We start from the raw sequence: 13,112 nt of genomic DNA on the forward strand, positions 1-13,112 counted from the left end.
AGGATTGGCCCCATGAGTGAGAGCTTCCCGCGACTGTCGGCCAGGACCCGCCGGTTCACCCTCGGAGTGCCCAGAGGCTTCAGGATCTCCCCTGACGGCGGCCGGGTGATCTTCCTGCGCACGCAGTCGGGCGACGACCCGGTGACCTGCCTGTGGGAGCTCGACACCGAGACCCACGTCGAACGCCTGATCGTCGATCCGCGCACGCTTCACGCCGACGAGGAGGACCTGCCACCGGAAGAGCGGGCCAGGCGCGAGCGCAGCAGGGAGTCCGCGGGCGGCGTGGTCTCCTACGCCACCGACGCCGCCGTGACCCGGGCCTGTTTCGCCCTGTCCGGCGGGCTCTACGTGGTGGACCTGGCCGGCGGCCAGGCGCACCGGCTCGACACTCCGGGCGCGGTCATCGACCCCCGGCTCTCCCCTGACGGGCGGCACGTCGCCTACGTCACCGGCGGCGCCCTGCGCGTCCAGGACGTGCTCTCCGGCGCCGACCGCGCGCTCGCCACGCCGGAGTCGGGGACGGTGACGTACGGGCTGGCCGAGTTCATCGCCGCCGAGGAGATGGACAGGATGCGCGGCTACTGGTGGGCGCCGTCGAGCGACGCGCTGCTGGTCGAGCGGGCCGACGAGGCGCCGGTCAACGTCTGGCACATCGCCGATCCGGCCAACCCCGACCGTCCGGCCACGGTCCAGCGTTACCCGGCGGCCGGCACGGCCAACGCGGTCACCGAGCTGTTCGTGCTGGGGCTCGACGGGTCGCGCGTCGCGGTGCCGTACACCGAGGAATACCTCACCACCGCCGCCTGGGACTCCCACGCGCTGTCGATCGTGACGATGACCCGCGACCAGAAGACGATGCGGCTGTTCACCGTCGACCCGGCGACCGGCGCGAGCACGCTGGTGCGCGAGGACACCGATCCGGCCTGGGTCGACATCGTGACGGGCGTGCCCGCACACCTCGACGACGGGTCGCTGGTCTGGGTGGCCTCCGCCGACGGCGGCCACCGGCTCCACATCGACGACCATCCGGTCACCCCACCGACGTTGCAGGTGCGGGCCGTGCTCGACGTCGACCACGACAGCGTGCTGTTCAGCGCGAGCGGCGACCCGACCGAGATCCAGCTGTGGACGTGGGACGGCCATTCCCTGCTGCCCGTCTCGACCCGTTCCGGGGTGTTCTCGGGGCGCATGTCGGGCGGGGTGGGCGTACTGACCGAGCAGAGCCTCGACGCCGAAGGCGTCTCGACCACGGTGGTGAAGCGCGACGGCACGGCGGTGCCCATCCCGTCGTACGCCGAGCGTCCTGGCCTCGACATGCGGGTCTCGCTCGGCCGTTCCGGCCGTCGCGACCTGGCCACCGCCGTGGTGCTGCCGTCGTGGCACGAGCAGGGCTCCCGCCGGCTGCCGGTCCTGATGAATCCGTACGGCGGCCCGCACGCCCAGCGGGTGCTCAACCAGCGCGGCATCTTCCTGGAGAGCCAGTGGTTCGCCGAGCAGGGGTTCGCCGTGGTCGTGGCCGACGGGCGCGGCACCCCCGGCCGCGGCACGGCCTTCGAGCGGGCCGTGCTCAACGACCTGGCGACCCCGGCGCTGGAGGACCAGGTCGACGCCCTGCAAGGGGTGGCCGAGCAGTACCCCGACGACCTCGACCTGACGAAGGTCGCCATCCGCGGCTGGTCGTTCGGCGGTTACCTGGCCGCGCTGGCGGTGCTGCGCCGACCGGACGTGTTCCACGCGGCGGTCGCGGGGGCGCCGGTGACCGACTGGCGGCTGTACGACACGTGCTACACCGAGCGCTACCTGGGCCACCCCGACCAGCAGCCCGAGGTGTACGAGAAGTCCTCGTTGTTCGCCGACGCCGGCAAACTGGAACGCCCGCTGCTGCTGGTCCACGGCCTGGCCGACGACAACGTCGTGGCCGCGCACACTCTCCGCCTGTCCTCGGCGCTCCTCGCGGCGGGTCGCCGGCACAGCGTGCTCCCGCTGTCGGGGGTGACGCACATGACGCCTCAGGAGGTGGTGGCGGAGAACCTGCTCCTGCTGCAACTGGACTTCCTCAAGCAGGCGCTGGGCTGACCCATCCTGGAGCGGCGACCGTACCGACGAGGGACGGGGACGTTCCCGGCGGCCACCGTACGCACTGAGCTGAGGGTCTGACAAACCCAGGTCCGACACCCGCGCCGCGAAGATCAAACCCTGGTCCGACGCGATCCCGCCACCCGCTGCGGGATCGTGAACGCCATGCTGAAATCCCTCACCCTCACCCTGGCGCTCCTGGGCGCGAGCCTGACCGCCCCGGCCGCGGCGGCGACCACCACCGCCCAGGATTGGCGCCCCTGCCCCCGTGACAAGATCGGGATGGTCTGCACCGACCTCAAGGTCCCGGTCGACTGGAGCAAACCCGGCGGCCGCACGATCAACCTGAAACTGGGGCGGCTCAAGGCCACCGGCGCCTCGGAGGGGTCGGTGCTGGTGGCCTACGGCGGTCCCGGCGGTCCCGGCATCGCCCTGACCCAGGCCAACCCCGGCTGGTGGGCCGCGCTCCGCGAGCGTATGGACATCGTCACGTGGGACACTCGCGGCTACGGCGAGCAGTTCCAGGGCCTCAGCACGGGCCTGCGGTGCTCGTGGACCCGCGTCCCCATCCCCGACGCCCCGGAGGACGACGCCTCCCTCGGCCGACTGTCCGACACCAACCGCGGCTACGCCGAGGCCTGCCGCCTGAAAGACCCCGAGTTGTTCGCCCACATGAGCTCGGCCGACCACGCCAGAGACATGGAGGCCATCAGGAAGTCCCTCGGCGACGGCGAGCTCAACTTCTACGGCGCCTCCTACGCGGGCATCTTCGGCCAGGCATATGCCCGTCTCTTCCCCGGCCGCATCCGCACGATGGTCCTCGACGGCACGATCAACCACAGCACCGCGAGCTGGGAACGTGAGCTGGGAGAGTCGGCCAAGGCCAACGAGAGCTCCCTGCGGCGCTTCTTCGCCTGGTGCAGGGCCAACGACTGCTCCGACGTGCCCGGCCGCTGGCGGGCGCTGATCGCCAGGGCCGAGCGCACCCCCGTCCCCACCACGACCGCCAACGTCGCCTACAACGGCCGCGACCTGCAGTCCTTCGCCATCGGACGGGCCCGGCAGGGCAAGCCGGCCTGGCCCGGCCTGGCGCAGGCGATCCGCAAGGCCGCCAAGGGAGACGCGTCCGGCTTCGTGCCCGCCCGCGGCGCCCGCTACCCCGACCAGTCCACGGGCGTCACGGAGTGCACCGACTGGCCCCGCATCGCCGGCCTCAAGGAGCTGGCCGCCACCAACACCCGCCTACGCACGATTGCCCCTAACGCGGGCTCCGCCAACACCCTTGCCACGGCGATGCTCGGCTGCATCGGCTGGCCGGTCCCCGTGACCAACAAGCCCGCTCCCCTCCCCAAGGGTCTGCCGCCCCTGCTCGGGGCGGGAGCGTGGGGCGAGTCCGACGCGGTGGCCCGAGCACTGTCGTCGGTCCCGGGCAGCGCCGTCGTCCACCACGACGGGCCCGGCCACACGCTCTACGGCTTCAACGAGTGCGCCCGTGACCACATCAACCGCTACTTCACCGACCGCACCGTCCCCGCCAAGACCACCCGATGCTGACCACGGACTCCGGGTTCGTCGCCACGGGACGCCCTCGACCGTCGCCACGGAACGCCCCGGGTCCGTCACCACGCACAAGACGGAGGCTGTCACACCGCGCGAGACAGGGGCGTCACTGGTTGGGGGTGGAGGAGGTGCCGTGCCAGCTGGTCCAGAGGGCCGCGTAGGAGCCGCCCGCCGCCACCAGTTCGTCGTGGGAGCCCAGTTCGCTGATGCGTCCGTCCTCCACGACGGCCACCCGGTCGGCGTCGTGCGCCGTGTAGAGGCGGTGGGCGATCGCGATGACCGTCCGTTTGTCGAGTACGGCGGCCAGCGAGCGTTCCAGGTGCCTGGCGGCCCGTGGGTCGATGAGAGAGGTGGCCTCGTCCAGCACGAGGGTGTGCGGGTCGGCGAGCACGAGGCGGGCCAGGGCGAGTTGCTGGGCCTGCGCGGGCGAGACGGCGAGCCCTCCGGAGCCCACCCGGGTCTCCAGGCCGTCGGGCAGTTCCAGCACCCAGTCGAGCGCGTCCACCGCTTCGAGCGCCGTCCGCACGGCCTGGTCGTCGGCGTCGGAGCGGGCGATCACGAGGTTGTCGCGTACGGTCCCCTTGAACACGTGGTGTTCCTGGGTGACGAGCGCGACGTGGCCGCGCAGGTCGTCGAGAGGCAGTTCGACCAACGGCACCCCGCCCACCGCCACCGAGCCGGCGCGCGGCCCGTGGATGCCGGCCAGCAGCCGCCCCAGCGTCGACTTGCCGGCGCCCGACGGACCGACCATGGCCAGCCGCTCTCCCGGCTGCACGGTCAGCGACACGCCGTGCAGCACGTCGCGGCCCTCACGGTAGGCGTAGCGCACGTCCGACGCCTCCAGCAGTTCGCCGGAGGGAGACGACGACGCGGAGGCCACCCGGTCGTCGGGCACGTTGGCCACGCCGAGCAGCCGGGCCATGGATGCCCCGCCCACCTGCAGCTCGTCGATCCACATGAGGAACCTGTCGAGTGGGTCGATGAGCTGCTGGGCATAGAGGGTGGCGGTGGTCACCTGGGCGAGCGTGACCCAGCCGTTGGTGTAGAAGAGGCCGCCGACCAGCAGCGTGGCCACGACGGGCAGCACATAGCCCAGCTCGACGGCGGGGTACCACATGGAGCGCAGGTGGAGCGTGTAGCGCTCGGCGGCGTACGAGCGGGCGATGTCGTCGTCGGTGCGGGCCCTGCGCCGCTCCTGCAGCCCGAGCGCCTCCACCGCCCTGGCGCCCTCGACGGTCTCGGCCAGCCCTTCGGTGAGGTCGGCGTAGGCGGCGTTCTCACGGAGATAGCCGTCGCGCGCCCGCTTCAGATACCACCGGCTGGAGATCCACAACACCGGGCCGGCGATCAGCATGGGCAGCATGAGCAGCGGACTGACCAGGAGCAGGGCGCCCACGGTGATCGCGAAGGTGACGGACGCGATGAGCGTCTCGGGGACGGCGTGCCGCACGGTGCGCGACAGGGCGTCGACGTCGCGGGAGGTCCTGGTGATCAGGTCGCCGGCACCGGCCCGTTCGACGGTGGACAAGGGCAGCCCGAGCACCCGGTCGACGAAATCCTCGCGCAGCTCGGCCAGCACCTTCTCGCCGAGCCTGGCGGAGGCCAGCACGGCGTAGCGGACGAGCACGCCCTGCAGCAGCAGGAACGCCCCGATGGCGGCCGCCACGACGACGACGTTGACCTCGGCGCCATACTGCACGTCCTGCACCAGCCTGCCGAGCTGCCACGGCACGGCCAGCCCGGCCACGGCGGCCAGCCCGTGCAGGAGGAGGGCGACGGTGAGCTCGCGCGGATAGCGCAAGGTCAGCCGCCTGGCGTAGGCGCGCACCTGTTTGCGGTCGGCGACCGGAAGGATCTCGCGGGTCATGTGTCAGTCCTCCCCGCGGGTCACGGTCGCGGCATAGGCGGGCGTGTTGTCGAGCAACTGCCGGTGTGTGCCCTCGGCCAGCACCCTGCCGTCCTCGACGTAGATGACGTGGTCGGTGCGGTCGAGCACCAGAGGGCTGGTCGTGCAGACCAGCGTGGTGCGGCCGGCGCGGGCCTTGGCCAGCCGCCCGGCGATGCGGGCCTCGCTGTGGGCGTCGACGGCGCTGGTGGGCTCGACCAGGATGAGCACCTCGGGGTCGGCCAGCAGCGCCCTGACCAGGCGCAGCCGCTGCTGCTGCCCGCCGGAGAACTCACGACCGGCCTCGGCCACGACCGTGTCGAGCCCGTCGGGCAGGGCTTCGACGATGTCGTCGGCGCAGGCCGCGTGGAGCGCCTCGCGCAGCTGGGCGTCGGTGGCGCCGCCGCGCACGTCGAGCTCGTCGCGCAGGCGGCCGGTGAACAGGCGGGCGCTGTTGTCGGCGACGAGGATGCGGGCGCGGATCTCGGCGAGGGGCAGGTCGGCCAGGTCGGCCGCGCCGAAGGTGACGTCGCCGTCGGCGTAACGGCCGAGCCGGTCGGCGATGGCGGCGGCGTCGTCGGGCGAGTCGGCGGCGACGGCGGTCAGCGAGCACGGCTGGAGGGTGACGCCGCTGTAGGAATCGCGCAGCACGCCGCCGGGGCTGCTTGCCGTGCCGCCGGAGACCTCGGGCTCGATCGACAGGATGCGGATCACGCGGCCTGCTGCGACGTGGCCTTTGGTGAGCTTGTCGGCGGCCTCGGTGAGGGTGCGTAGGGGGCCGATGAGGAAGACCGCGTAGAGATACAACGAGACGAGCTGGCCGGTGGGGATCTCGCCAGCGACTGCGAAGGAGGCGCCGACGCCGGTGACGACGGCGATGAGCAGGCCCGGCAGCACGATCTGGGCGCCTTCGAGCACCGACTCGATCCTGGCCACGCCGACGCCGGCCTGGCGGACGAGCTGCGACTCCTCGCGATAACGGCCGGCGAAGACCTGCTCGCCGCCGATGCCGCGCAGCACCCGCAGACCCGCCACGATGTCGCTCGCCCTGGTGGACAGGTCGCCGACCAGCTCGCGGTGCCTGCGCTGCCGCCGGTGCAGAGGGCGCAGCAGCGGCGAGACGGCGAGGGCCATGATCGGCACGCCGAACAACACGAGCAGGCCGAGCGGCAGCGAGGTCGAGAACAGAATCACGGTGACAGTGACGATCGCCACGACGGAGCCGGTGCCGCGCAGCAGGATGTCCATGGAGCTGCCGATGTGGGCGATGTCGGAGTTGCCGACGCTGACGACCTCGCCGGTGGACAGCCGTTTGGGCAGCGTGGCGCCGAGCCTGGCGGCCTGCCTGGCGGTCACCTGCACGGTGCGGTAGGCGGCCGACAACCAGGTCTGCACGGCCATCCGGTGCCGCATCAGCCCGGTGTAGGCCTGCAGCAGGCCGAGCCCCAGCAGGACGCCCGCCCAGAGCAGCAGCGCGCGGGAGTCCTTGGCGGTGACGGCGTCGATGCCCTTGCCGAGCACGGCCGGCATCAGGGCCTGCACCAGCCACCACAGGGTGGCGAAGCCGATGCCCGCGAGCAGCGTCGACCACTGCCTGCGCGCGGTCCACCACAAATAGCGCAGCGGGCTGCGGATGTCGGGCACGCCGGGATCGGCCTCAGGAAGGGAGCGCATGGCCTGACAACCTTGACAAGGTGCGGGGCGGCCCGGCAATGGGTTTTCGACCTGCTGGAACGTTCCCCTGGTGGCGCTCGGTCCCTGTGAAGGCCCGCATCGGGTACGCCAGCGTCACCAGCGCCGTGACCGCGAGGAGAGAGTAGCCGATCGTGTACGCCTCGGTGGCGGCGTGGACGGCCCCATGACGAGCGGCCGAAAATAGCCGAGCCGGCCGTACGAGTGGGCCCAGCCGGTGAACAGGACGGGCACGTTCGAGACGAGGCAGACGGCCGCGAACATGCGCCGCCCGCCGAACCGGTCGGCCGGCATGACTGTAGGGATGCGTCCCAGCGAGCCGACGATCACAGGATCGCCACCAGGAGCGAGAGCTGCGTGGGCGACAGCCGCAACCACCCGCTGTAGCTCCCCGACGGCGGGCCGACGAGGTTCCACGCCCAGAACGTCACCGCGAAGGCCGCCGTGGCCGGCGCCAGGTTCCGCACCTGGCCCGTACAGAGTTCGAACATGCACTTTGTGCAACAGAGTCTCACTTCAGGTGACGACGTGAGGGTATGCGGTGGGAGCGCCCGCGCGGGCATTCTTTACACGGTGCACACCACGGCCGGGACGGCGCTGCTCACGCTTCTCCCGTTCAGCCCCCAGATGCGCGCACTTTCCACCCCGTTGGGCTGTTTGTTCCGTCCTTACATCGTGTATCGGAGGCGCGGGCGATGGCGTGCCGGGGCACCCGTCAGGGGTCGGGGTGCGCCAGAATCGACCCTTGTGAAGCACGGGTACACCAACAGCACGGTCGGCGACGGCGCCCTGGTCGTGAAGTGCTACCAGGGGCCCGAGTCGGCGTTCAGGCTCAGCACGGAGAGCAGATATCTGCGCCGCCTGCGCGGCCGCATCCCCGTGCCCCGCGTCCACCAGGTCACCGCGACCAGCCTCACCACCCGCTGGGTCGAGGGCTCCCACGGCCAGGACCTGCTGGACGACGGCCGCGCCCCGGAGGTGCTCACCGAGTGCGGCCGCATGCTGGCCCGCATCCACCGGCTCGGCATCGTGCACGGCGACTACGGGCCGCAGAACATGTTGTTCCACCCGGTCACGTTCGAGACGACAGCGATCCTCGACTGGGAGTGGGCCCATCCGGGGCGGCCGGTCGAGGACCTCGCCTGGTGCGAGTGGATCGTCCGTATGCACCACCCCGAGCACGTGCCGCTGCTGCCCGGCTTCTTCGCCGCATACGGCGAACCCGTGCCCGGCTGGCCCGAGCGCCACGCGGCGATGCTGGCGCGCTGCCGCGACCTGCTCGGCTTCTGCGGCCGATGGGAGCCCGGCGGGGGCGGGGAGAAACTGTGGCGCGAGCGCCTCGACACCACCTCCGCCTGGGCCGAATGACCGGATGACGCGGGCCGCCGGACGTCCTTGACAGGTTCTGTCGGTGTCCTTTGCTTGACTCGGGGCATGACTCGGCACGTGATCCTAGTCCTCGGCGCGACAGGCACCATCGGGCGGCGCGTGGCCGAGCAGCTGCGCGCGGCAGGCCACGCCGTGCGTGCCGCCTCCAGGAGCGGCGAGACCGCGTTCGACTGGGCGCGGCCCGGCACATGGGAGCCCGCGGTGGGAGGGGTGTCCGGCGTCTTCCTCATGGCCCCCGACGGCGTCCCGATCGATCCGGCGTTCGTGTCGCTGTCGGTGGAGCAGGGGGTCGGGCACATCGTGCTGCTGTCCAGCGGCGGCATCGAGGTCATGGGCGACGAGCGGCTGATGGCCGCGGAGCGCGCCGTCCGCGACAGCGGCGCCGGGTGGACGATCCTGCGGCCGAGCTGGTTCCACCAGAACTTCGACGAGGGTTTCCTGCGGCCCGCGGTCATGGCGGGCGAGCTGATGTTGCCGATGGGCGCCGTGCGCCAGGCGTTCGTCGACGCCGACGACATCGCCGCGGTGGCCGCCGCGGCCCTCACGCAGGACGGCCACGCGGGCCGCTCCTACGAGATCACGGGGCCGCGCGCCCTGTCGTTCGGGGAGGCCGCGGAGATCATCGGCTGGGCGGTGGGCCGCCAGATCACCTACCTGGGCGGCGAGGAGGAATACATCGCGGCGCAGGGCTTCTCCGGCGAGGCCATCCGTGCGGCCAAGGCGTTCGCCGCGCTGCGCGCCCTCGGCGACCAGCCGGTCACCGAGGTCGTGAGCCAGGTGACCGACCGGCCGCCGAAGCCGTTCGAGAGTTACGTCACCGAGGCGGGCGCGCGGGGCGTCTGGCGGCCGTGAGGCGGCCGTCGCCCGCACGCCGGACGCTGCTCACCGGCCCAGCTCGCGCACCAGGGCCGTCGCCGCGTCGAGCAGGCTCAGCTCTCTGGCGGTCATCGTGGAGTTCGCGCCCCGCCGGTCTCTGGCCCGCTCCAGCGCATCGCCATAGTCCATCGCGGCGCCCAGCCCGGCCAGCAGCGCGCTGACCGCCGCCCGTGCCGCCGGCGCCTGCCCGTCCTCGTCGTCGGCCGCGACCTGGGCGAGGATCATCGCCGAGATGGCGCAGTCCTCCTCAGGCAAACCCTCCTCGGTGTTGGACCAGTCGATCACCATCGGGCCGCGGGGTGTGAGCATGACGTTGTCCGGGTGCAGGTCCAGGTGGAGCACCCGATCGCGGGGATCGGCCGAGCACCGCGCGGGGATGCGGTGCAGGCGCAGCAGGAGCCGCGCGATGCCGTCGCCCGCCGCCTCGGGGCTGAGCTCGCCGCCGAGCATCGCGTGCAACATCGTGGGCCCGGTCAGCCGCTCCATCACCAGGTCGGTGGCCGGCTCCTCCCCAGGATGCACGCGGGGCACGGGATAGCCGTGCCCGGCCACGTACTCCATGACCGCGGCCTCCCTGCGCGCGTCGGGACCCGACCGGTAGCGGCGCAGGACCAGGTCCTCGCCGATCGTGTACACATCGGCGCTGCGTCCCGACCCCAGCAACTCCCCGAGCTCCATCGGGCCAACCTACCGGGCCGCCTGATGACGCCCGGCGATGCGATCCAGCTCGCCCAGGTCTGCGGTGTGGTCGCGCCGCATGGCGGCCGCGAGTTCGCGTGCCTGCTGCGCGCCGCCCGCGTTCTGCTCGCCGTCCGCCACCAGCGCGAGCTGCTTCAGGTACGCCCGCAACAACGTGACGAACCGCCGGTCGAACGCGTCGTCCCGCAGCTCCGACAGCGCTTCCAGGTCGGCGGCGGTGGGCATGCCGGGCATGTCGTGCCGCTCGTGCGGGTTCCCGCCGGTGACCCGGGCCTGGGCGAGCAGGGCACGCAGCCGGCCGCGTTCGCTCTCGTGCTTCTTGCCGAGCCGGGCGGCCAGCCCGGCGAGCGGCCGGTCGGCCGTGCGGTCGACGGCGAGCTCAAGGAGCGGCAGCGCCCGCGTGTGCAGCGCCTCGGCCAGTTGCAGCCAGGCCACGTCGGTGGTGGTGAAGGATCCGCTGGGGGCCGGGGCGGGGGCGGCCGAGCAGCCGAGCAGCATGAAGGTCAGCAGCAGGGACCCGAGCACCCGTGACACGCGTACGACCTCCGCGAAGGCCCGGGCGGGACGGCCCGCCCGGGCGACGGACAGGAGTTACGACGGCCGCCCGTCGGCGCCGCACTTGATCACCGGACGGATGCAGTCGCGTACCCGGCGCTCCATCTCCCCCTCCGGCCAGGCGTTGAAGAAGTCGCCGTGCATCGTGAACCCGCCTCCCGACGCCAGCCGGAAGTGCGACGGGTCGCCGTTCACCGGGTAACGGATCACCTGCCGCAGCTTGGGCACCGGTACAGGATGCGTACTCGGGCAGGCGCCGGCCACCGGATAGGCCATGTGGCTCTTGTGGTCGGCGGAGTCGAGGTCACGCCCGTTCCAGCACTGCGGGAAGTCGAGGTACGACTCCAGCATCGTCCCCGGCGGGCAGGTGACGAAGTCCTTCGAGGCGCCCACGTGCCCGGCGTGCAGGCAGGACCACCGGGAGATCGTCGTGTGGTCGGGCCCGGTCGCCATGGCGTTGCCCGCGACGATCCGCAGCCCGAGCGGCAGCGGCTGGGTCCTTGCGACGATGTCGTCACGCACGCCCTCGCCGAGGTAGTAGAACGTGACGATGGCCGGCTCGACGGGAGCGTTGTCCCTGTAGAGGGTCGGCACCCAGTACGACGACTTGTCCACGGCCGGGTTGCAGTTCGTGGCGCCGTTGAGCAGGTCGTTGAGCTGGGTGTGGGCGTTGGTGACGCGGCTGCCGAAGAAACTGTGCATGTGCGAGGCGCCCGGCAGGCCGGGGAAGACGATCGGGTCGTCGGGCAGCCGGTGGCTGAACGGGCAGTCGGCGAGGAACTCCGCCACCCGTACGGGCTCGGCCACCGCGGGCCGGGGCACGACGGCGACCATACCGATCAGCACGGACAGTAACGCGAGAAGTCGGGAAACGAGCATGGCGGCTCCCTTGGTGGTCATCGGCGGACCCGCACGGTGACAAGGCGCTGGAAGGCCCTCAGGCGTCGTACGCCGGGGCCGGGGGGTGGACTCACGACGTCTCCGTCAAAGTGAGAAGCGGGGGGTGTTTTCGGGGAGCGCTCCCTGACTAGAAGAGTCCTCGCCACTAACACCGATGTCAAGATGCTTGTTACCATGTGAAAACCGGCCCGATTGGCGAGAAAACGCTCTCTCTGCCCGCGCTCGGCCGGGAAGCGTTTCCGGCCGGGGCTGCGTAAAATAAGTGGGAAATCCTTACTGGTCCAGCCACACTGATCAAGACCCAGTGAGGAGTTCTCTGTCATGCCGAACCAGCCCGCACCGAACCTGCTGTCGTGGGCCAGCGAGATCGACGAAGGCGCGATCATGCAGGCCGCACGCACCGCCCGCCTGCCGTTCGTCTCCGGCCACGTCGCTCTCATGCCAGACGCGCACGTCGGCATCGGTGCCACGGTCGGCTCCGTGATCCCCACCGAGAACGCGATCATCCCCGCCGCCGTCGGCGTCGACATCGGCTGCGGCATGGTGGCCACGGAGACGACGCTCACGGCCTCGGACCTGCCCGACACGCTCGCGGCCCTCATGCCGCTGGTGGAGCAGCGCATCCCCGCCGGCGTCGGCAAGGGCCACGACGACCCGTCGACCGACCGCGCACTCAGCGACCTCGGGCTCCCCCACACCGACCTCAACCCGAAGCAGACCAAGAAGGTGGCCGACCAGTTCGGCACCCTCGGCTCCGGCAACCACTTCGTCGAGGTCTGCCTCGACGAGCGCGACCGCGTCTGGACGGTGCTGCACTCGGGTTCGCGCGGCATCGGCAACCAGCTCGCCCAGCTGCACATCACGGGCGCCAAGAAGATGATGAAGAGGCAGCAGGTCGGCCTGGAGGACCCTGACCTGGCGTACTTCGTCCAGAACACGCCGGAGTTCACCGCGTACGTCGAGGACATGTTGTGGGCTCAGCGCTACGCGATGGCCTCGCGCGCCCGGATGGACAAGGTTCTGATCAACGCCCTGTTCCGCGTCGCCGGCAAGGGACGGCGCGTCCGCACGATCAACTGCCATCACAACTTCACCCAGCAGGAGACCCACTACGGCAAGTCGCTGTGGATCACCCGCAAGGGGGCCATCAAGGCCGACAGCGGCGACGAGGGCGTGATCCCGGGCTCGATGGGCACGCGCTCGTACATCGTGCGCGGGCGGGGAAACCCCGAGTCGTACACCTCGTGCTCCCACGGGGCGGGCCGCCGCATGTCGCGCACGAAGGCCAAGCGTGAGCTGTCGGCATCCTCGCTCACCGCGGCCATGAGCGGCCGCACCTGGAACGCCGACCGGGCCGCCGCCCTGGTGGACGAGCACCCGGAGGCGTACAAGCCCATCGACCAGGTGATGGCGGACCAGAGAGACCTGGTGCAGGTGCAGCACACGCTGCGCCAGATCTTCAACTACAAGGGCTGACCGG

At 71.4% G+C, this 13,112-nt stretch carries 10 protein-coding genes and 2 pseudogenes; 6 read left to right on the plus strand and 6 right to left on the minus strand.

From position 1 onward, the window contains the following. The first annotated feature begins 12 nt into the window (after positions 1-12). Both GUY59_RS21455 and GUY59_RS21460 read left to right on the plus strand, forming a co-directional pair. On the plus strand, positions 13-2,076 hold the full coding sequence (locus GUY59_RS21455; RefSeq protein WP_138202346.1) for a S9 family peptidase: 2,064 nt from the start codon (positions 13-15) through the stop codon (positions 2,074-2,076). A gap of 165 nt (positions 2,077-2,241) precedes the next feature. Continuing rightward, complete coding sequence (locus GUY59_RS21460) at positions 2,242-3,630, plus strand: alpha/beta fold hydrolase (RefSeq protein WP_138202345.1); 1,389 nt, start codon at positions 2,242-2,244, stop codon at positions 3,628-3,630. Between the two features lie 112 nt (positions 3,631-3,742). On the opposite strand, the gene GUY59_RS21465 is transcribed toward GUY59_RS21460, so the two are convergent. The 3 genes and pseudogenes from GUY59_RS21465 to GUY59_RS48860 form a co-directional block, all read right to left on the minus strand. Beyond that, complete coding sequence (locus tag GUY59_RS21465) at positions 3,743-5,503, minus strand: ABC transporter ATP-binding protein (protein ID WP_138202344.1); 1,761 nt, start codon at positions 5,501-5,503, stop codon at positions 3,743-3,745. Positions 5,504-5,506: 3 nt separating this feature from the next. Further along, complete coding sequence (locus tag GUY59_RS21470) at positions 5,507-7,195, minus strand: ABC transporter ATP-binding protein (protein ID WP_138202343.1); 1,689 nt, start codon at positions 7,193-7,195, stop codon at positions 5,507-5,509. A gap of 207 nt (positions 7,196-7,402) precedes the next feature. Then, positions 7,403-7,704, minus strand: a pseudogene (locus tag GUY59_RS48860) (MFS transporter); the annotation flags it as partial. Here GUY59_RS48860 and GUY59_RS51425 point away from each other — a divergent pair. The 3 genes and pseudogenes from GUY59_RS51425 to GUY59_RS21490 form a co-directional block, all read left to right on the plus strand. Then, positions 7,703-7,891: pseudogene (locus tag GUY59_RS51425) on the plus strand (respiratory nitrate reductase subunit gamma); the annotation flags it as partial. The pseudogenes GUY59_RS48860 and GUY59_RS51425 sit on opposite strands and share 2 nt — an antisense overlap. Positions 7,892-7,960: 69 nt before the next feature. Next, a complete protein-coding gene (locus GUY59_RS21485; RefSeq protein ID WP_138202351.1) occupies positions 7,961-8,581 on the plus strand; it encodes a phosphotransferase in 621 nt (206 codons plus the stop codon). A 78-nt stretch (positions 8,582-8,659) separates the two neighbouring features. Further along, positions 8,660-9,454: an SDR family oxidoreductase gene (locus GUY59_RS21490; protein ID WP_252375032.1), complete on the plus strand. Its 795-nt coding sequence runs from the start codon at positions 8,660-8,662 to the stop codon at positions 9,452-9,454. A gap of 30 nt (positions 9,455-9,484) precedes the next feature. Here GUY59_RS21490 and GUY59_RS21495 read toward each other — a convergent pair whose 3' ends face one another. The 3 genes from GUY59_RS21495 to GUY59_RS21505 are packed head-to-tail and all read right to left on the minus strand — an operon-like array spanning position 9,485 to position 11,611. Further along, positions 9,485-10,156 carry a phosphotransferase gene (locus tag GUY59_RS21495; protein ID WP_138202341.1) on the minus strand — a complete coding sequence of 224 codons (672 nt, stop codon included), beginning with the start codon at positions 10,154-10,156 and terminating at the stop codon, positions 9,485-9,487. A gap of 9 nt (positions 10,157-10,165) precedes the next feature. After that, positions 10,166-10,711 carry a DUF305 domain-containing protein gene (locus GUY59_RS21500; protein ID WP_138202340.1) on the minus strand — a complete coding sequence of 182 codons (546 nt, stop codon included), beginning with the start codon at positions 10,709-10,711 and terminating at the stop codon, positions 10,166-10,168. A gap of 57 nt (positions 10,712-10,768) precedes the next feature. Further along, the gene (locus tag GUY59_RS21505) at positions 10,769-11,611 is read right to left on the minus strand and encodes a DUF1996 domain-containing protein (protein WP_236667372.1); all 843 of its coding nucleotides are present in this window, start codon (positions 11,609-11,611) and stop codon (positions 10,769-10,771) included. A 342-nt stretch (positions 11,612-11,953) separates the two neighbouring features. On the opposite strand from GUY59_RS21505, the gene GUY59_RS21510 reads away from it, so the two are divergent. Beyond that, positions 11,954-13,108 (plus strand): RtcB family protein, encoded by a 1,155-nt coding sequence (locus GUY59_RS21510; protein ID WP_138202338.1) that lies wholly within the window; start codon positions 11,954-11,956, stop codon positions 13,106-13,108. The last annotated feature ends 4 nt before the right edge of the window (positions 13,109-13,112 follow it).

Origin of the sequence: Nonomuraea sp. K271 (assembly GCF_009908215.1) — a bacterium.
Classification (GTDB): domain Bacteria; phylum Actinomycetota; class Actinomycetes; order Streptosporangiales; family Streptosporangiaceae; genus Nonomuraea; species Nonomuraea longispora.